Here is an 18,891-nt window from a genome sequence, read left to right as displayed (position 1 = left end):
GCCCGAAGGCGGCCTTTTCGTTCTTACGGGGTCTTTGCAGCTTATTCGGCCGCCGGGGGCAACTCGTTCACCTGAGCCTGGGACTCGGCGCGCTTCTGCTGCAGGATCAGCTCGTCGCGGCGGGCTGCCACGGCCTTGATCTGAGCGGTGAGCGCACCGGTGCCGGCCGGGATCAGGCTGCCGACGATGACGTTCTCCTTGAGGCCCTCGAGGGTATCGACCTTGCCGTTGACCGCCGCCTCCGTCAGGACGCGGGTGGTCTCCTGGAAGGACGCCGCCGAGATGAAGGAGCGGGTCTGCAGCGAGGCCTTGGTGATGCCGAGCAGAACGGGCACGCCTTCGGCGGGCTTCTTCTTCTCGGCCACGAGACGCTCGTTGATCTCCTCGAACTCGAGGCGATCCACCTGCTCGCCGGCGAGCAGCTCGGAGTCGCCGCCCTCGGTGATCTCGACCTTCTGCAGCATCTGGCGAACGATCACCTCGATGTGCTTGTCGTTGATCAGCACGCCCTGGAGGCGATAGACCTCCTGGATCTCGTTCACGAGGTAGGCCGCCAGCTCCTCGACGCCCTTGATCGCCAGGATGTCGTGCGGCGCCGGGTTGCCGTCGACGATGAAATCGCCGACCTCGACCACGTCGCCGTCCTGCAGATGGATGTGCTTGCCCTTCGGGATCAGGTACTCCACCGGCTCGGAGCCATCGTGCGGGTTCAGCGTCAGGCGACGCTTGCTCTTGTAGTCGCGGCCGAACTGGATCGTGCCGGACTTCTCCGCGATGATGGCTGCGTCCTTCGGACGACGGGCCTCGAACAGCTCCGCCACGCGCGGCAGACCGCCCGTGATGTCGCGGGTCTTGGCGCTCTCGGTCGAGACGCGGGCGAGAACGTCGCCGGCCTTGACCTTGGAGCCGGGATCGACCGCGAGGATCGCGTCCACGGGCAGGAGGTAGCGGGCATCGCCGCCACGGGCGAGCTTGGCCACCTTGCCGCCGGCACCCTGCACGACCACCGCCGGGCGCAGGTCGGCCGTACGGGCCGAGCCGCGCCAGTCGATGACCACGCGCTTGGCGATGCCGGTGGACTCGTCCATCGACTCGATCATCGACGCGCCGTCCACGAGATCCTCGTAACCCACCGTGCCATCGACCTCGGTGAGGATCGGACGGGAATACGGATCCCACTCGGCGATGCGCTGGCCGCGCTTGATCGTGTCGCCCTCGTCCACCTTCAGGCGGGAGCCGTACTGCAGGCGGTGAACCGCACGCTCGGTGCCGTCCGGACCGGTGATCACGACAGCCACGTTGCGGCCCATGACGACGAGATCGCCGTCGGAGTTGCGCGCAATGTTCTTGTTGCGGAACCCGATCGTGCCCTCGAAGCTCGACTCGATGAAGGACGAGTCGGCAATCTGAGCCGCACCGCCGATGTGGAAGGTACGCATGGTGAGCTGCGTGCCGGGCTCGCCGATGGACTGCGCCGCGATGACGCCCACAGCCTCGCCGAAATTGACCGGGGTGCCCCGGGCCAGATCTCGGCCGTAGCAGGTCGCGCAGACGCCGTTCTTCGACTCGCAGACGAGCACCGAGCGGATCTTCACCTCCTGGATACCGGCAGCGCCGATCGCCTCGAGGTGATGCTCCTCGATCATCGTGCCCTTCGGAACGATGACGGTGCCATCCTGGGCCACCAGATCCTCGGCCGTCGAACGGCCAAGGATGCGGGAAGCCAGCGACGCGACCACTTGGCCGGCGTCGATGATGGCACGCATCTTGATGCCCTTCTCGGTACCGCAATCCGCCTCGCGGATGACCGCATCCTGCGCCACGTCCACGAGACGGCGGGTCAGATAACCCGAGTTCGCGGTCTTGAGCGCGGTGTCGGCCAGGCCCTTACGGGCACCGTGGGTCGAGTTGAAGTACTCGAGCACGTCGAGGCCTTCCTTGAAGTTCGAGATGATCGGCGTCTCGATGATCTCGCCCGACGGCTTGGCCATGAGGCCGCGCATGGCTGCGAGCTGCTTCATCTGGGCCGGCGAACCGCGGGCGCCCGAATGGGACATCATGTAGATCGAGTTGACCGGCTTGTCGCGGCCCTGATCGTCCTTCTGCACCGTCGAGATGCGGTTCATCATCTCGGCCGCAAGGCGGTCCGAGCACTTCGCCCAGGCGTCGACGACCTTGTTGTACTTCTCGCCCTGGGTGATGAGACCATCCTGGTACTGCTGCTCGTAATCCTTCACGAGCGCGCGGGTCTCCTCGACGATGGACCACTTGTTCTCCGGGATTACCATGTCGTCCTTGCCGAACGAGATGCCGGCCTTGAACGCATTGTAGAAGCCCAGCCCCATGATGCGATCGCAGAAGATCACCGACTCCTTCTGACCGCAATGCCGGTAGACGGCATCGATCATGTTGGAGATCTCCTTCTTCGTCATGAGCTTGTTCACGACGTCGAAGGAGAGAGCGGGATGCTTCGGCAGGAGGCGCGAGAGCATCACGCGGCCCGGGGTCGTGTCATAGATCTTGGTGACCGGCTGGCCGTCCTCGCCAACACCCTGCCAGCGGTAGCGGATCTTGGTGTGGAGCGTGATCACCTTCTCGTGCAGCGCATGCTCGATCTCGCCCATGTCGGCGAAGGCCTTGCCCTGGCCGGGCTGGCCGTCGGAGACGATGGAGAGATAGTAGAGGCCCAGAACGATGTCCTGCGAGGGCACGATGATGGGCTGACCGTTCGCCGGGTGCAGGATGTTGTTGGTGGACATCATCAGCACGCGGGCTTCGAGCTGCGCCTCGAGCGAGAGCGGCACGTGGACGGCCATCTGGTCGCCGTCGAAGTCCGCGTTGAAGGCGGCGCAGACGAGCGGGTGCAGCTGGATCGCCTTGCCCTCGATGAGGGTGGGCTCGAAGGCCTGGATGCCCAGGCGGTGGAGCGTCGGAGCGCGGTTCAGGAGCACCGGGTGCTCGCGGATGACCTCGTCCAGGATATCCCAGACCTCGGGCTTCTCCTTCTCGACGAGCTTCTTCGCCTGCTTGACCGTGGCGGAGAGGCCGCGGGCATCCAGCTTGGCGTAGATGAACGGCTTGAAGAGCTCGAGCGCCATCTTCTTCGGCAGGCCGCACTGGTGCAGCTTGAGTTCGGGACCCACCACGATGACCGAACGGCCCGAGTAGTCCACGCGCTTGCCGAGGAGGTTCTGGCGGAAGCGGCCCTGCTTGCCCTTGAGCATGTCGGCGAGCGACTTCAGCGGACGCTTGTTGGCACCGGTGATGACGCGGCCGCGGCGGCCGTTGTCGAACAGGGCGTCGACCGCCTCCTGAAGCATGCGCTTCTCGTTGCGGACGATGATGTCCGGCGCACGCAGCTCCATGAGCCGCTTCAGGCGGTTGTTGCGGTTGATGACGCGGCGGTAGAGATCGTTCAGATCCGAGGTCGCGAAGCGGCCGCCGTCCAGAGGCACGAGCGGGCGCAGATCCGGCGGGATCACCGGGACGACCGTCATGATCATCCACTCGGGCTTGTTGCCCGACTGGAGGAAGGCCTCGATGATCTTGAGGCGCTTCATGAGCTTCTTCGGCTTCAGCTCGGACGTGGTGACCGCGATCTCCTCGCGGATCTCCTGCGCGGTCTTCTCGAGATCGAGCTCCTGCAGGATCCGGCGGATGGCCTCCGCGCCGATCATGGCCGTGAACGAGTCCTCGCCGTACTCGTCCTGAGCGCGGATGTACTCCTCCTCGGTGAGGAGCTGACGGTCCTTGAGAGGCGTCAGGCCCGCATCGACGACGATGTAGGACTCGAAATAGAGGATCCGCTCAAGGTCCTTCAGGGTCATGTCGAGCAGCAGACCGATGCGGCTCGGCAGGGACTTGAGGAACCAGATGTGGGCGACTGGGGCGGCGAGTTCGATGTGGCCCATGCGGTCGCGACGGACGCGGGCGAGCGTCACCTCGACGCCGCACTTCTCGCAGATGACGCCCTTGTACTTCATGCGCTTGTACTTGCCGCACAAGCACTCGTAATCCTTGATCGGGCCGAAGATGCGCGCGCAGAACAAGCCGTCGCGCTCCGGCTTGAACGTGCGGTAGTTGATGGTCTCAGGCTTCTTGATCTCGCCGTAGGACCAGGACAGAATCTTCTCAGGGCTCGCGATCGAGATCTTGATCTGATCGAAGCTCTGCGGCTGGGCCGTCTGGTTGAAGAGATTCATGACCTCTTGATTCATCGCCGTCTCCTGGGCTGGAGGGCGCTAGATAAGCACCCTCACCGGCAATTGCATGGGGCCGCGGCATCATCGCCGCGGCCAAACCTCAAATTCAAAGCGCGGCTTACTCCGCAGCCTCCGAGGGAGGCAGCTGCCCCGGCTCGTTGGCGGCGCGCTTGGAGCTGGTCAGCTCCACGTTCAGGCCGAGCGAACGCATTTCCTTCACGAGAACGTTGAAGCTCTCCGGGATGCCCGACTCGAAGGTATCGTCGCCACGGACGATGGCCTCGTAGACCTTCGTGCGGCCGGCCACGTCGTCCGACTTGACCGTGAGCATTTCCTGAAGCGTGTAGGCGGCGCCGTAAGCCTCCAGTGCCCACACCTCCATTTCGCCGAAGCGTTGGCCGCCGAACTGGGCCTTGCCGCCCAGGGGCTGCTGGGTGACGAGGCTGTAGGGGCCGATGGAGCGGGCGTGGATCTTGTCGTCCACGAGGTGGTGGAGCTTCAGCATGTAGATGTAGCCCACAGTCACCTTGCGGTCGAACGGCTCGCCGGTGCGTCCGTCGTAGAGCGTCACCTGACCCGACGGATCGAGGCCTGCCTTGGCGAGCATGGCCTCGATGTCCGCCTCCTTCGCGCCGTCGAAGACGGGGGTCGCGAAGGGAACGCCGCGGCGCAGCTTGTTGCCGAGTTCGACCAGCTCCTCGTCAGAAGCCTGCTTGATCTCCGGCAGGTCGCCGTAGATCGAGACGAGCTGCTCGCGCAGAGCCTGCGACTTGCCGGACTTCATGTAGGCGTCGACGGCCTGAGCAACCTGCTTGCCGAGGCCGGCGGCGGCCCAGCCGAGGTGGGTCTCCAGGATCTGGCCGACATTCATGCGGCTCGGCACGCCCAGCGGGTTGAGCACGATGTCCGCATGCGTGCCGTCCTCGAGGAACGGCATGTCCTCGATGGGAACGATGCGCGACACGACACCCTTGTTGCCGTGACGGCCGGCCATCTTGTCGCCGGGCTGGATCTTGCGCTTCACGGCCACGAAGACCTTGACCATCTTCATGACGCCGGGCGGGAGCTCGTCGCCGCGCTGAAGCTTCTCGACCTTGTCGAGGAAGCGCTGCTCAAGGCGCTTCTTGGACTCGTCGTACTGCTTCTGCATGGCCTCGATCTCGGTCATCAGAGCATCGTCCTCGACCGCGAACTGCCACCACTGCGACCGCGGATGCTCGTTGAGGAGCTCGCGGGTGATCTTCGTATCCTTCTTGAAGCCCTTGGGGCCCGCAACGGCGCTCTTGCCGGTGAGGATCTCGGCCAGGCGCGCATAGGTGTTGCGGTCGAGGATCGCCTGCTCGTCGTCGCGGTCCTTCGCGAGACGCTCGATCTCCTCGCGCTCGATGGCCTGAGCGCGCTCGTCCTTGTCGACGCCGTGACGGTTGAAGACGCGGACTTCCACGATGGTGCCGGTCACGCCCGGGGGCACGCGCAGCGAGGTATCGCGGACGTCGGAGGCCTTCTCGCCGAAGATGGCGCGCAGAAGCTTCTCTTCCGGCGTCATGGGGCTCTCGCCCTTCGGCGTGATCTTGCCGACGAGGATGTCGCCCGCATGAACCTCGGCACCGATGTAGACGATGCCGGCCTCGTCGAGGTTCTTCAGCGCCTCTTCCGACACGTTCGGAATGTCGCGCGTGATTTCCTCAGGACCCAGCTTCGTGTCGCGGGCCATCACCTCGAACTCCTCGATATGGATCGAGGTGAAGACGTCTTCCTTCACGATCCGCTCGGAGAGCAGGATCGAGTCTTCGAAGTTGTAGCCGTTCCACGGCATGAACGCGACGAGCACGTTCCGGCCGAGCGCCAGCTCGCCGTACTCGGTCGAGGGACCGTCGGCGATGATGTCGCCCTTGCGCACGAGGTCGCCGGCGCGGACCAGCGGCTTCTGCGTGATGCAGGTCGACTGGTTGGAGCGCTGGAACTTCTGCAGGCGGTAGATGTCGACGCCCGGACGGGTCGGATCGTTGTTCTCCGTCGCGCGGATCACGATACGGGTCGCGTCCACCTGGTCGACCACGCCGGTGCGGCGGGCCGCGATGGCAGCGCCCGAATCGCGGGCCACGACCGCTTCCATGCCGGTGCCGACGAAGGGAGCATCCGCCTGAACCAGGGGCACGGCCTGACGCTGCATGTTCGAGCCCATGAGAGCGCGGTTCGCGTCGTCGTTCTCGAGGAACGGGATGAGCGCGGCGGCAACCGACACGAGCTGCTTCGGCGACACCTCCATGAGGTCCACGCGATCCGGCGACACGACGATGTTGTCACCGGCGCGACGGCAGATCACCAGCTCTTCCGTCAGGGTGCCGTTGGCATCAAGCGGCGAGTTGGCCTGGGCGATGTTGTACTTCGCCTCTTCCATGGCCGAGAGGTAGATCACCTCGTCCGTCACGCGGCTGTCGCGCACGCGCCGGAACGGCGTCTCGATGAAGCCGTACTTGTTGACGCGAGCGAAGGTGGCCAGCGAGTTGATCAGACCGATATTCGGGCCTTCCGGCGTCTCGATCGGGCAGATGCGGCCGTAATGCGTCGGGTGCACGTCGCGCACCTCGAAGCCGGCGCGCTCGCGGGTCAGGCCGCCCGGGCCAAGGGCCGAGAGACGGCGCTTGTGCGTGACCTCGGAGAGCGGGTTGGTCTGGTCCATGAACTGCGAGAGCTGCGAGGAACCGAAGAACTCGCGCACGGCGGCGGCCGCAGGCTTCGCGTTGATCAGGTCCTGCGGCATGACGGTATCGATGTCGACCGACGACATGCGCTCCTTGATCGCGCGCTCCATGCGGAGCAGGCCAAGGCGGTACTGGTTCTCCATGAGCTCACCGACCGACCGCACGCGGCGGTTGCCGAGATGGTCGATGTCGTCGATCTCGCCCTTGCCGTCGCGCAGGTCCACGAGCGCCTTCGTCACCGCGAGGATATCCTCGCGACGGAGGGTGCGCACGGTGTCCTCGGCATCGAGGTCGAGGCGCATGTTCATCTTCACGCGGCCGACCGCAGAGAGGTCGTAGCGCTCGGGGTCGAAGAACAGCGAGTTGAACATCGCCTCCGCCGTCTCGAGGATCGGCGGCTCGCCCGGACGCATGACGCGGTAGATGTCGAACAGGGCGTCCTCACGGGAGGAAGCCTTGTCGATCGCCAGCGTGTTGCGGATGTAGGGACCGACGGTGACGTGGTCGATGTCGAGTACCGGGATCTCGGTGAACCCGGCCTCCTCCAGACCCTTCAGCAGCTTCTCGGTGATCTCGTCGCCCGCCTCGGCATAGATCTCGCCGGTGGACGGATTCACGAGGTCTTCCGAGATGTACTGGCCGTAAAGGTCCTCGTCCGTGGCGCGCAGGTTCTTGAGGCCCTTCTCGGCGAGCTGGCGGGCGGCACGCGCCGTCAGCTTCTTGCCGGCCTCGAGAACGACCTCGCCGCTCTTGGCGTCGATCAGGTCAACGGAGGCCTTGAAGCCCTTCATGCGCTCCGCATCGAACGGCACGGACCAAGCGTCGCCGTCGCGGGTATAGACGATGCGATTGTAGAAGGTGTTGAGGATCTCCTCGCCGTCGAGGCCCAGAGCGTAGAGCAGCGACGTGACCGGGATCTTACGCTTGCGGTCGATGCGCGCGTAGACGATGTCCTTGGCGTCGAACTCGATGTCGAGCCAGGAACCGCGATAGGGGATGATGCGGGCGGCGAACAGCAGCTTGCCGGAGGAGTGCGTCTTGCCCTTGTCGTGGTCGAAGAACACGCCCGGCGAACGGTGCATCTGCGAGACGATCACGCGCTCGGTGCCGTTCACGATGAAGGTGCCGTTGTCGGTCATGAGCGGCATGTCGCCCATGTAGACGTCCTGCTCCTTGATGTCCTTCACGGAGCGGGCACCGGTATCCGGGTCCACATCGAACACGATGAGGCGCAGCGTGACCTTGAGCGGCGCAGCGAAGGTCATGCCCCGCTGGCGGCACTCGTCCACGTCGTATTTCGGCGGCTCGAACGTGTACTTCACGAACTCGAGCAGGGCAGTATTCGAAAAGTCCGAAATCGGGAAAACCGATTTGAAGACGGCTTGCAAGCCCTCTTCCGGCCGGCCGCCCTTTGGCTCTTCGACCATCAGGAACTGGTCGTAGGATGCCTTCTGAACCTCGATGAGGTTCGGCATCTCCGCCACTTCCTTGATTTTTCCGAAGAACTTGCGAATGCGCTTCCGGCCGATCAGTGTGTTGGCCATCTGGACCTCGTTCCTCATACACGGCTAATCGAGAACCCTGGAGGCTCAGGAGCCTCGATTAGCCGTCCGGCGGCTTGAGCCGCCCGCTAACCGCAAGATGACGGGTCCATTGCGGACCCTTGGAGGCGTCGTCGCAGAGGCTGCCCTCTTTGACGACACAACGGCCCCAGGCAAAACCGCCTGGGACCGCGTGTTTTGGCCCCGAATTCTCGGGGGTAACCCTGCAGCCTTGCGGCCGCAAAATTACTTAAGCTCGACCTTGGCGCCGACCTTCTCGAGGGTCGCCTTGATCTTCTCGGCCTCGTCCTTGGCAACGCCTTCCTTAACAGGCTTCGGCGCACCTTCGACGAGGTCCTTAGCTTCCTTCAGGCCCAGGCCCGTGATGCCACGGACTTCCTTGATGACCTCGATCTTCTTGTCGCCGGCGGCAGCGAGAACGACCGTGAACTCGGTCTTCTCCTCGACCGGAGCGGCAGCAGCGCCACCGGCGCCGGGAGCAGCAGCAACGGCCACGGCCGCGGCAGCGGAAACGCCCCACTTCTCTTCGAGCATCTTCGCGAGTTCAGCGGCTTCGAGAACGGTCAGCGACGAAAGATCGTCAACGAGCTTGGCAAGATCAGCCATTTTAGGATCCTTAAGTTCGGTTCGAACAGGTTAGTGATTGAGGTTACGGCCTCACGCCGCTTCGTCTTTCTTGGCATAGGCTCCGAACACGCGGGCGAGCTTTGCCGCCGGCGCCGTGCTGAGCTGCGCGATCTTCGTGGCCGGAGCCTGGACAAGGCCGACCAGCTTGGCGCGCAGTTCGTCGAGAGACGGCATGGTGGCAAGCGCCCTCACCCCGTCCACGTTCAGAGCGGTCGTGCCCATCGCACCGCCGAGGATCACGAGCTTGTCGTTACCCTTGGCGAAATCGACAGCGACCTTGGGCGCCGCGACCGGATCGCTCGAGTAAGCGATCAGGGTCGGACCTTTCATGAGGCCCGAGATGGACGCGACGTCCGTGCCTTCGAGAGCGATTTTGGCGAGGCGGTTCTTCGCGACCTTCACGGTGGCGCCGGCCTGCTTCATCTGCGTGCGCAGCTTCTGCATGTCGGCGACCGTGAGGCCAGCATAGTGGGCGACAACAACAACGCTCGTGGTGCTGAACACGTCGTTGAGAGTCGAGACGAGCTCGCGCTTTGCTGCTCTTTCCACTGGGCTCTCTCCGGTTGGCGGAACAATCCGCCGGTTGCATTTGCCGTTCAAGGCCCGAGCTTGCGCCCGGAGCATCCTCGAACGACGCTCTCGCAAGCCCTGTCCACCGAATGACGCCTGACGGCGCACCGGGTGAGATGGTTCGAACCGACTCCCTTCATCCGCGTTAGCGGATGGAAAACTCGGCTTCCCCGTCTATGCAGGCCCTTTCGAATTAAACCGGCAAAGCCGGCACCTGCAGTCTCGGACAGGACATAGCCGGAACGCGCCAAAGGTCACCCTTTGGCTCGCCGGCTTGTCACCGCCCCGTCTCCGGGACGGATTCGCAGCCAGAAACCCGCGCAAAAGCGGAGTCTCGGCATATGTTGGAAACTCAAAGAAGCCCTATACCTCCTTTTCGCCCCCTTGCCAAGGGGCAGGGAGGTATAAGTCTTAAGGTTTTTGTGGCGCCCCACCACAGGCAGCCAAAAGCCCAGCTCAGGAGGAGACACTCGGCAGCACGGCTGGTGTTAAAACCACTTCCTCTTTCGCCTGAGGCTTCGAATCGTCAAATCCCACAGAAGATCAGGCCAAGGGCGATGAGGGGGCCTATCAGCTTAGCACCTGCAGCGACAGAGCCGATCCAGTCGAAGATGCTCATTATGTCTCTAGGCCATTGTCTGTAACAATGTGAGGAGCACGGGCACCGGGTTCAAGAGGGCAGCAAAATGGAAAAAGCCCGGCAGTGGATGCCGGGCTTCTGATTTTTCTGACGGGCAGATCAGCCGCCGATCACCGACGCGGGATCGACCTTCACGCCAGGACCCATCGTCGAGGAGATCGCCACGCGCTGGATGTAGGTGCCCTTGGCGCCGGTGGGCTTGGCCTTGGCGACGGCATCGGCGAAGGCCTTGATGTTCTCCACCAGCTTGCCCTCGTCGAAGGAGGCCTTGCCGACGCCGGCATGAACGATGCCGGCCTTCTCGACGCGGAACTCGACCGCGCCGCCCTTGGCGGCCTCGACGGCGCCGCGGACGTCCATGGTGACCGTTCCGACCTTCGGGTTCGGCATCAGGCCGCGCGGGCCCAGAACCTTACCGAGACGGCCGACGAGCGGCATCATGTCAGGGGTGGCGATGCAGCGGTCGAAGTCGATCGTGCCGCCGTTGACGACCTCGAAGAGGTCCTCGGCGCCCACCACGTCGGCACCGGCCGCCTTGGCCTCGTCGGCCTTGGCGCCGCGGGCGAACACGGCCACGCGGACCGTCCGGCCGGAGCCGTTCGGCAGGTTGCAGACGCCGCGGACCATCTGGTCGGCGTGGCGGGGGTCGACGCCGAGGTTCATGGAAACCTCGATCGTCTCGTCGAACTTCGCCTTGGCGCGTTCCTTGACCAGCTTCACCGCGTCCTGGATAGCGTAAAGCTTGGTGGCGTCGATGCCCTCTCGGGCGGCGCGGATGCGCTTAGCTTCCTTGGCAGCCATCATGCTCTCCTTACGCCACTTCCATGCCCATCGAGCGCGCGGAGCCCTCGATCATGGCCATGGCGGATTCCACGGTGTCGCAGTTGAGATCGACCATCTTCTTCTCGGCGATCTCGCGGATCTGGTCGCGGGTCACGCGGCCGACGGTGCCGCCCTTGCCGGGGGTCTGCGACCCCTTGTCGATCTTCGCGGCCTTCTTGAGGAAGTACGAGACCGGGGGCTGCTTCATCTCGAAGGTGAAGGAACGGTCCTGATACGCGGTGATGATCACCGGGATCGGGGTGCCCTTCTCCATCTGCGCGGTCTTCGCGTTGAAGGCCTTGCAGAATTCCATGATGTTCAGGCCGCGCTGACCCAGCGCCGGACCGATCGGCGGCGACGGGTTGGCCGCGCCGGCGGGCACTTGAAGCTTAACGTAGCCCGCAATTTTCTTTGCCATAGGACTGCTCCCAATGGACCACCCGCCCGGCGCCAACCGAACGGCATGGCAGTTGCAGATCGCGGTGCGGCCTGGTGAAGCCCAGCTGGCGACTGGGCAGGCCTCCCGCGGATGAAGGCCCCTCTGCGGGGCCGGAAGGCGGCCTGCCTAGACAGGAGCCGCCTTCGAACGGATCAGATCTTCTCGACCTGACCGTATTCGAGCTCGACCGGCGTCGCGCGGCCGAAGATGGACACCGCCACCTTGAGGCGGGCCCGGCCATGATCGACTTCCTCGACCACGCCGTTGAAGGACGCGAACGGACCGTCGGACACACGGACCTGCTCGCCGATCTCGAAGCTGACGGAAGGCTTGGGATGGTCGACACCCTCAGCCACCTGGCCCTTGATCCGCTCGGCCTCGCGATCCGGAATCGGAACCGGCTTGGACTTGTCGGCACCCAGGAAGCCCGTCACCTTCGGCGTATTCTTGATGAGGTGGTAGACCTCGTCCGTCAGGTCGCACTTCACCAGGACATAGCCCGGGAAGAACTTGCGCTCCGTATCGACCTTGCGGCCGCGGCGCACCTCGACCACCTTCTCGGTGGGCACCATGACCTCGTCGAACTTGTCCTCTAGGCCGCGCTGCGCCGCCTGGTCCTTGATCGACTGGGCCACCTTGTTCTCGAAGTTCGAGTAGGCGTGGACGATGTACCAACGCTTCGTCATTGCATCCAACCCTTAACCGCCGAGACCAAGGAGCACCGAGCGGACGCCCCAGCCGATCACCTGGTCCACGACCAGGAAGAAGATGCTCGCAAGCACCACCATCACGAACACCATCGCGGTCGTGATCATGGTCTCCTTGCGCGTCGGCCAGGTCACCTTCGCGGCTTCCGAGCGGACCTGCTGTATGAAATCGAACGGGTTCGTCTTCGCCATTTCAACTCGCGCCCGCACCGCCCTATGGGCGGCTCCGGGCGTCCTCTGAGGGCACGCTTGCGCCCAAATTGAAGGGGCGCGAGGCTGCTTTTTCAAGCCTCGCGCCGCCTGTTCAAACCATCTGCGGGGCGCTCTTTAGAGCAAAACGCCCGCTTTGTCGACCGCTGGCAGGAGTGGAGGGACTCGAACCCCCAACCCCCGGTTTTGGAGACCGGTGCTCTAGCCGATTGAGCTACACTCCTCCGGCGGTCAACAGGCGGCGGAAACCCGCCGCCTGGATCTTATCAGTCGATGACGGCGGCGACGACGCCGGCGCCGACGGTGCGGCCGCCCTCACGGATGGCGAAGCGCAGCTTCTCCTCCATGGCGATCGGGGCAATCAGCTCCACCTCCATGGTGATGTTGTCGCCCGGCATCACCATCTCGGTGCCCTCCGGCAGCTTCACCACGCCCGTCACGTCCGTCGTGCGGAAGTAGAACTGCGGACGGTAGTTGGCAAAGAACGGCGTGTGACGGCCACCCTCTTCCTTCGTCAGGATGTAGGCCTCGGCCTTGAACTTCGTGTGCGGACGGATCGAGCCCGGCTTGCACAGCACCTGGCCGCGCTCCACGTCCTCGCGCTTCGTGCCGCGCAACAGAACGCCCACGTTGTCGCCCGCCTGGCCCTGGTCGAGCAGCTTGCGGAACATCTCGACGCCCGTCACCGTGGTCTTCTGCGTGTCGCGCAGGCCCACGATCTCCACTTCCTCGCCCACCTTGATGATGCCGCGCTCGACGCGGCCCGTCACCACCGTGCCGCGGCCCGAGATCGAGAACACGTCCTCGATCGGCATCAGGAACGGCTGGTCCACCGGACGCTCCGGCTGCGGGATGTAACGGTCCACCTCGGCCATCAGCTTGAGCACCGCGTCGCGGCCGATCTCAGGCTGGCGGTCCTCCAGAGCGCACAGGGCCGAGCCCTTCACGATCGGAATGTCGTCGCCGGGGAAGTCGTACTTCGACAGAAGCTCGCGCACCTCCAGCTCCACCAGGTCGAGCAGCTCGGCGTCGTCCACCATGTCGACCTTGTTCATGAACACCACCAGCGCCGGCACGCCCACCTGGCGCGCCAGAAGGATGTGCTCGCGGGTCTGCGGCATCGGGCCGTCGGCCGCCGACACCACCAGGATCGCGCCGTCCATCTGCGCCGCGCCCGTGATCATGTTCTTCACGTAGTCGGCGTGGCCGGGGCAGTCCACGTGCGCATAGTGCCGGTTCGTGGTCTCGTACTCCACGTGCGCCGTCGAGATCGTGATCCCGCGCGCCTTCTCCTCCGGAGCCTTGTCGATCTGGTCGTAGGCCGTAAACGTCGCCCCGCCCGACTCCGCCAGAACCTTCGTAATCGCCGCCGTCAGAGACGTCTTGCCATGGTCAACGTGACCAATCGTCCCAATGTTGCAGTGCGGCTTCGTCCGCTCAAACTTTTCCTTCGCCATTGATCTCTACCTTACATAGGCCAGGAACAAAAAACCCAGGCGTCCGATATTGCGGTTATGCTCTTTGCGCAAGAGCGAATTTCGATCTTCCAGAACCTGATGCCGGATAATCCGACCCCACCCTGCCGGGACCGGAACGTCCAACACCTTATAACCTGGCGGGGTCGGCCTGTATAAGGGAGCCGCGAACCAGATTTGCAAGCGGGGCAGGAGGTGGAGCGGGTGAGGGGAATCGAACCCCCGTATTCAGCTTGGAAGGCTGCTGCTCTACCATTGAGCTACACCCGCATCCCCTGCGGATTGGATGGTGGGGGAAGTAGGACTCGAACCTACGAAGGCATAGCCAGCGGATTTACAGTCCGCCCCCTTTGCCGCTCGGGACATTCCCCCTGAGAACCCAACCCGAACGCAAAGCGTCTAGGCAGTTCTGCGGAGCGCTCCGCCCGTGGCTCGGCGTTCCGTGGCGCTCTTATGGTGACCCGGACGGCCGGTGTCAACCTCAAAGCGCAGCCAAATCGAGCGGTCGTTTATGCGCGCGCCCTGTGCTATGGCCCTCCCTTCATTCACGAGAGCCGAAGAGCATGAGCGAGCGCCCCTTCCCTACCCGCAAGCCCTCCTTCCAACGCCCCCGCGGGAAGCCGGGCCGCCGCGATCCCCAAGCCCGGCGCCCCAGTTTCGAGATCGAAACCACCGTTCTTTACGGCTGGCATCCCGTCGTTGAAGCATTACGCAACGGCAGGCGCACGATCCGGCGCCTCCTCGCAACGGAGAACTCGGCCCGCCGTCTGAGCGAGGAGCTTAACGCTCCGCTGCCCCTCGAACCGGAAATCGTGCGGCCCGACGAGATCAACCGCCTCCTGGAGCCGGATGCGGTCCACCAGGGGCTCTACGCCGAGGCTGATCCCCTGCCCTCTCCGTCCGTGGATACCTTGAGCGGCAAGCGCATGGTTCTGGCCCTGGACCAGATCACGGATCCGCACAATGTCGGCGCCATCGTGCGCACGGCGGCGGCCTTCGACGTGGAGGCGATCATCACGACGGCCCGTCACAGCCCGGCCGCCACGGGCGTGCTGGCCAAGTCGGCCTCCGGCGGCCTTGAGCATGTTCCCTTCATGATCGTGCGGAACCTGGGCGACACCCTGACGGCGCTCGGCGAGCGCGGATTCCAGCGAATCGGGCTCGATTCATCGGGCGAGGCCAATCTCGACGAACTCCCGATCGCCATGCCGGCCGTGCTCGTGCTGGGCTCGGAGGGCAAGGGGCTGCGCCAGAGGACCCGGGAATGCTGCGACGTGATCGGCCGCCTCGACATGCCGGGAGCCATCAAGAGCCTGAACGTGTCGAATGCCGCAGCGATATCCTTATATGCTGTGATCAAAGGCGCCGCGAAGGGCACGGGCCGCTAGCGCGGCCGCTCCTCTAAGCACCTGTCAGCAAAAGCATATTCCCCCAAGCTCGCGGCCTCTTAGACGGAAGTCGCAAATACCAATTGGGAATTGTGGAAAGACAGGCCGGAGTTAGCCTCCCCAGCGATGGATTCATGGCTGCCTCGGCAGTCACGATGCCTTGGCTCAAGAGTCTGCGATGCGGGCTCCAGGCCTAGAACCCGGATCACCGGGCACATCAATGGAAGGGAACCCTATGGCAACAGCAGCAACTACGCCGCACTCGGCCGCCGCACCGCGGCCGATGACACGAGAGGAGAGAAAGGTCATCCTGGCCTCCTCCCTCGGCACCGTCTTCGAATGGTACGACTTCTATCTCTACGGCTCTCTCGCCACGATCATCGGCGCGCAGTTCTTCTCCGCCTTCGACGTGACGACCCGTAACGTCTTCGCCCTCCTGGCCTTCGCGGCGGGCTTCCTGGTTCGTCCCTTCGGCGCCATCTTCTTCGGCCGCATCGGCGACCTCGTCGGCCGGAAATACACCTTCCTGGTCACGATCCTGATCATGGGCTTCTCGACCTTCCTGGTCGGCCTGCTGCCCAGCTACAACCAGATCGGCTGGATTGCTCCCGTCATTCTGATCGCACTACGCATGCTTCAGGGCTTGGCTCTGGGCGGCGAGTACGGCGGCGCTGCGGTCTATGTGGCCGAGCACGCCCCGGTCGGCCGTCGCGGCTTCTACACCAGCTTCATCCAGATCACCGCAACCGTCGGCCTGCTTCTGTCCCTCGTGGTCATCCTCACGCTCCGCGTATGGATGGGCGAGCAGGGCTTCCAGACGGGCGAGGGCTGGCCGATTGCCGGCTGGCGCATTCCGTTCCTTCTTTCGGTGGTGCTGCTCGGCATTTCGGTCTGGATTCGTCTCCAGATGCACGAATCGCCTGCCTTCCAGAAGATGAAGGAAGAGGGCACCCAGTCGAAGGCTCCCCTGAAAGAGGCGTTCGGTCAGTGGAGCAACGTGAAGATGGTGCTCATTGCGCTGATCGGCCTTGCGATCGGTCAGGCCGTGGTGTGGTACACGGGCCAGTTCTATGCCCTGTTCTTCCTCCAGAGCATCCTGAAGGTCGACTTGCTCACCTCGAACGTGCTCATCGCCTGGTCGCTGATCCTGGGCACCGGCGGCTTCGTGTTCTTCGGCGCGCTGTCGGACAAGATCGGCCGCAAGCCGGTGATTCTCGGCGGCTGCCTGATCGCGGCGATCACCTACTTCCCGCTCTTCGGCGCACTCACGAACGTGGTCAGCCCTCGCCTCAACCAAGCGCTTGAGACCGCGAAGGTCCAGGTTGTGGCTGATCCGGCCACCTGCGGCTCGGTGTTCGATCCTGTCGGCATCCGCACCTTCACCGCACCGTGCGACATCGCCCGCGTGGCCCTGGCCCGCTCGGCGGTCAAGTACGAGCTTGTCCCGGCTCCGGCTGGCTCGCCCGTCAAGGTGACCTTCAATGGCAAGGAAGCCCCGATCGCTCCGGCCATTCCGGCCAACATCACGGCCTTCACGGCCGCGGCTGGCGAAGCGGGCTATCCGAAGGCTGGCGATCCGACCATCCTGAAGGTCGGCGGCTTCTTCGATGCCCTCGGAAATGCCCAGGCCCTGAAGGCCATCGGCATCCTGACCATCCTGGTGATCTACGTCACCATGGTCTACGGCCCCATCGCGGCGGCCCTGGTGGAGTTCTTCCCCACCCGTATCCGCTACACCGCGATGTCCCTGCCCTACCACATCGCCAACGGCTGGTTCGGCGGCCTGCTGCCTCCCACCGCCTTCGCGATGGTGGCGGCCACCGGCGATATCTACTACGGCCTGTGGTATCCGATCGTGATCGCCCTGGTGACCTTCGTGGTCGGCCTGCTCTTCGTGCCGGAGACCAAGGACCGGGATATCATGACCTTCGAGGGCACCGCCGCGAGGCGCTAAGCTTCGGGTCAGGTCCGAAACAAGGAAAGCCCCGCCTCACGGCGGGGCTTTTCGTTGAGGCTGTCGGCAATCGTTCAATAGCAGGTCGTCACGCGCCGGACGATCCAGCCCTCGCCCTCGACGAAGAGGCGCTTGCGCGACACGTCGCAATAGGCACCCTGGCCGTCGCCGCTCCGCACGGACGAGGTGGTCTCGACGTCCTTGGCCGCAACTGGCGTCACCTGCTCCTTGACCGGCTTGGCCGCCGATACTTGGCTCGCCGGAGCGGCCTGAACCGAACCGGCCGCAAGACCGGCCATGGCCGTGAGGAGAGCGAGAGCCTTGAGGCCGAGACGAGCCGGAACCTTTGTGGAAAGGGAAGCCCCTACCGTGATCATCACACCAACTCCTTGAGTTCTGTTGGGCTGACAATTCCAGAATCTGGGCTTGGTTTCGGTGTGCTGGGACACTTAATGTTTACGTTTGTGTGGAACTTGCGTCCCGCTCGGCATGCTGCTACCTCAGCCCATGTCGTCCAGCCGGTGTAGCACAGCGGTAGTGCAGCGGTTTTGTAAACCGAAGGTCGGGAGTTCGATCCTCTCCACCGGCACCATACATCCCCATCCGGGGTATTATTTACGAGTTAAATTAAGCATTTAGCGACCGGTCTTAACCGGGCGAGCGAGGCTCTACTGCCTTCTGCCGCAATGTCGCCTTGCTGACGAGACGTGCGTCCCTGCCGGGCATTCATGAGGACCTCTGCCTGCGATCCGCATCGTGAATTAATCCCTCAGAGGGAGTAATCACAAGGGATTAACCCGAAAGACTACCGATGTTGGGAGCTTCTTACCCGCCAGCGCAAGTCGACCTGGACCCGTACATCCGATCTCTCGCTCAGAAGCATCGGCCGGAGTAGCTCACCTGCCCAATCGATGCCCTGTGCCACCGTGGGTTAGGCTCATGTCCGGATCCTACTGGAGGCAGACTTGGAACCGTTCCTGCTCCATGTGCTGGGCTCGGCTGCGGTAGCATCGGCCGTAGTTGTCTGCGTTATGACAGCACGGCTGTCACGGGAACTGGCTGGCCCTTCCGATTGAGCGAGCAAGCCTTCCAGCAGGCAGGCCGGCGACCGTTTGATGGCTTTTGATGCGTATTCTCTATCAGAGATGGAATGAGACCCTATCGGATCAGGGGAGGCTTTCGATGAAATCGCTGCTGGGAGCCTGCGCTCTGGCTTGCAGCCTCGGCCTCGCCGCATCCGCCGCCGCCCAGCCGCGTCCCAAGACCCAGCAGATCGACGTGGTTCTCACCGATTTCGCATTTAGCCCGGCAAGACTGAACCTGCGACAGGGCCAAGCCTACCGGCTTCGATTCGTGAACAGGGGCTCCGGAGGCCACAATTTTTCGGCGCCGGGCTTTTTCGCGGCGGCCCGGATCCATCCGTCGGACGGAAGCGCAATTGCCAACGGAGCCGTGGAGCTCGGCCCCAGTCAGAGCCGCATCGTCAGCCTCGTTCCGGCGGCAGGAGTCTACGGCGTGACCTGCACCCATTTCCTGCACGCCGGGTTCGGCATGGTCGGCAGCATCACGGTGAACTGAGGCAGGCTTGGG

The 18,891-nt window shown here is 64.0% G+C and carries 13 protein-coding genes and 4 tRNA genes; 4 read left to right on the top strand and 13 right to left on the bottom strand.

The window, feature by feature from the left end; genetic code table 11:
* Positions 1-41: 41 nt before the first annotated feature.
* The 12 genes from rpoC to GR303_RS17215 form a co-directional block, all read right to left on the bottom strand.
* The gene (gene rpoC, locus GR303_RS17270) at positions 42-4,217 is read right to left on the bottom strand and encodes a DNA-directed RNA polymerase subunit beta' (protein WP_161724261.1); all 4,176 of its coding nucleotides are present in this window, start codon (positions 4,215-4,217) and stop codon (positions 42-44) included.
* A gap of 103 nt (positions 4,218-4,320) precedes the next feature.
* Positions 4,321-8,451 (bottom strand): DNA-directed RNA polymerase subunit beta, encoded by a 4,131-nt coding sequence (rpoB, locus tag GR303_RS17265; protein ID WP_161724259.1) that lies wholly within the window; start codon positions 8,449-8,451, stop codon positions 4,321-4,323.
* Positions 8,452-8,694: 243 nt separating this feature from the next.
* On the bottom strand, positions 8,695-9,075 hold the full coding sequence (gene rplL / locus GR303_RS17260) for a 50S ribosomal protein L7/L12 (protein WP_161724257.1): 381 nt from the start codon (positions 9,073-9,075) through the stop codon (positions 8,695-8,697).
* Between the two features lie 51 nt (positions 9,076-9,126).
* Positions 9,127-9,645, bottom strand: coding sequence for a 50S ribosomal protein L10 (gene rplJ, locus GR303_RS17255; RefSeq protein WP_161724255.1), 519 nt, complete (start codon positions 9,643-9,645; stop codon positions 9,127-9,129).
* A 760-nt stretch (positions 9,646-10,405) separates the two neighbouring features.
* The gene (gene rplA, locus GR303_RS17250) at positions 10,406-11,107 is read right to left on the bottom strand and encodes a 50S ribosomal protein L1 (RefSeq protein ID WP_161724253.1); all 702 of its coding nucleotides are present in this window, start codon (positions 11,105-11,107) and stop codon (positions 10,406-10,408) included.
* Positions 11,108-11,117: 10 nt separating this feature from the next.
* The gene (gene rplK / locus GR303_RS17245; RefSeq protein WP_027317294.1) at positions 11,118-11,546 is read right to left on the bottom strand and encodes a 50S ribosomal protein L11; all 429 of its coding nucleotides are present in this window, start codon (positions 11,544-11,546) and stop codon (positions 11,118-11,120) included.
* A 173-nt stretch (positions 11,547-11,719) separates the two neighbouring features.
* Entirely contained in the window at positions 11,720-12,253 is a 534-nt protein-coding gene (gene nusG / locus GR303_RS17240) for a transcription termination/antitermination protein NusG (protein ID WP_161724251.1), read from the bottom strand.
* Between the two features lie 12 nt (positions 12,254-12,265).
* Positions 12,266-12,466, bottom strand: coding sequence for a preprotein translocase subunit SecE (secE, locus tag GR303_RS17235; RefSeq protein ID WP_161724249.1), 201 nt, complete (start codon positions 12,464-12,466; stop codon positions 12,266-12,268).
* 165 nt (positions 12,467-12,631) lie between these two features.
* Positions 12,632-12,708, bottom strand: a tRNA-Trp gene (locus GR303_RS17230).
* A gap of 42 nt (positions 12,709-12,750) precedes the next feature.
* Positions 12,751-13,941: an elongation factor Tu gene (tuf, locus tag GR303_RS17225; RefSeq protein ID WP_161724247.1), complete on the bottom strand. Its 1,191-nt coding sequence runs from the start codon at positions 13,939-13,941 to the stop codon at positions 12,751-12,753.
* 214 nt (positions 13,942-14,155) lie between these two features.
* A tRNA-Gly gene (locus GR303_RS17220) sits at positions 14,156-14,229 on the bottom strand.
* Positions 14,230-14,246: 17 nt separating this feature from the next.
* Positions 14,247-14,331 (bottom strand) — tRNA-Tyr (locus GR303_RS17215).
* A 191-nt stretch (positions 14,332-14,522) separates the two neighbouring features.
* On the opposite strand from GR303_RS17215, the gene GR303_RS17210 reads away from it, so the two are divergent.
* Both GR303_RS17210 and GR303_RS17205 read left to right on the top strand, forming a co-directional pair.
* Positions 14,523-15,347, top strand: coding sequence for a TrmH family RNA methyltransferase (locus GR303_RS17210; protein WP_161724245.1), 825 nt, complete (start codon positions 14,523-14,525; stop codon positions 15,345-15,347).
* Between the two features lie 235 nt (positions 15,348-15,582).
* Positions 15,583-17,301, top strand: a complete 1,719-nt coding sequence (locus GR303_RS17205; RefSeq protein ID WP_161724243.1) for an MFS transporter — start codon at positions 15,583-15,585, stop codon at positions 17,299-17,301.
* A gap of 74 nt (positions 17,302-17,375) precedes the next feature.
* Here GR303_RS17205 and GR303_RS17200 read toward each other — a convergent pair whose 3' ends face one another.
* Positions 17,376-17,678 (bottom strand): hypothetical protein, encoded by a 303-nt coding sequence (locus GR303_RS17200; RefSeq protein ID WP_161724241.1) that lies wholly within the window; start codon positions 17,676-17,678, stop codon positions 17,376-17,378.
* Between the two features lie 140 nt (positions 17,679-17,818).
* On the opposite strand from GR303_RS17200, the gene GR303_RS17195 reads away from it, so the two are divergent.
* Together GR303_RS17195 and GR303_RS17190 are read left to right on the top strand one after the other, a co-directional pair.
* A tRNA-Thr gene (locus GR303_RS17195) sits at positions 17,819-17,893 on the top strand.
* Positions 17,894-18,483: 590 nt separating this feature from the next.
* Positions 18,484-18,879 carry a cupredoxin domain-containing protein gene (locus GR303_RS17190; RefSeq protein ID WP_161724239.1) on the top strand — a complete coding sequence of 132 codons (396 nt, stop codon included), beginning with the start codon at positions 18,484-18,486 and terminating at the stop codon, positions 18,877-18,879.
* The last annotated feature ends 12 nt before the right edge of the window (positions 18,880-18,891 follow it).

Origin of the sequence: Microvirga arsenatis (genome assembly GCF_009910705.1) — a bacterium.
Taxonomy (GTDB): domain Bacteria; phylum Pseudomonadota; class Alphaproteobacteria; order Rhizobiales; family Beijerinckiaceae; genus Microvirga; species Microvirga arsenatis.
This window is presented reverse-complemented; position numbering and strand designations above follow the sequence as displayed.

Excerpts from the sequence above, each read along its gene's own strand:
- rpoC (WP_161724261.1), bottom strand. The coding sequence starts at position 4,217 with ATGAATCAAGAGGTCATGAATCTCTTCAACCAGACGGCCCAGCCGCAG.
- rpoB (WP_161724259.1), bottom strand. The coding sequence starts at position 8,451 with ATGGCCAACACACTGATCGGCCGGAAGCGCATTCGCAAGTTCTTCGGA.
- rplL (WP_161724257.1), bottom strand. The coding sequence starts at position 9,075 with ATGGCTGATCTTGCCAAGCTCGTTGACGATCTTTCGTCGCTGACCGTT.
- rplA (WP_161724253.1), bottom strand. The coding sequence starts at position 11,107 with ATGGCTGCCAAGGAAGCTAAGCGCATCCGCGCCGCCCGAGAGGGCATC.
- rplK (WP_027317294.1), bottom strand. The coding sequence starts at position 11,546 with ATGGCAAAGAAAATTGCGGGCTACGTTAAGCTTCAAGTGCCCGCCGGC.
- nusG (WP_161724251.1), bottom strand. The coding sequence starts at position 12,253 with ATGACGAAGCGTTGGTACATCGTCCACGCCTACTCGAACTTCGAGAAC.
- secE (WP_161724249.1), bottom strand. The coding sequence starts at position 12,466 with ATGGCGAAGACGAACCCGTTCGATTTCATACAGCAGGTCCGCTCGGAA.
- tuf (WP_161724247.1), bottom strand. The coding sequence starts at position 13,941 with ATGGCGAAGGAAAAGTTTGAGCGGACGAAGCCGCACTGCAACATTGGG.
- GR303_RS17210 (WP_161724245.1), top strand. The coding sequence starts at position 14,523 with ATGAGCGAGCGCCCCTTCCCTACCCGCAAGCCCTCCTTCCAACGCCCC.
- GR303_RS17205 (WP_161724243.1), top strand. The coding sequence starts at position 15,583 with ATGGCAACAGCAGCAACTACGCCGCACTCGGCCGCCGCACCGCGGCCG.
- GR303_RS17200 (WP_161724241.1), bottom strand. The coding sequence starts at position 17,678 with ATGATCACGGTAGGGGCTTCCCTTTCCACAAAGGTTCCGGCTCGTCTC.
- GR303_RS17190 (WP_161724239.1), top strand. The coding sequence starts at position 18,484 with ATGAAATCGCTGCTGGGAGCCTGCGCTCTGGCTTGCAGCCTCGGCCTC.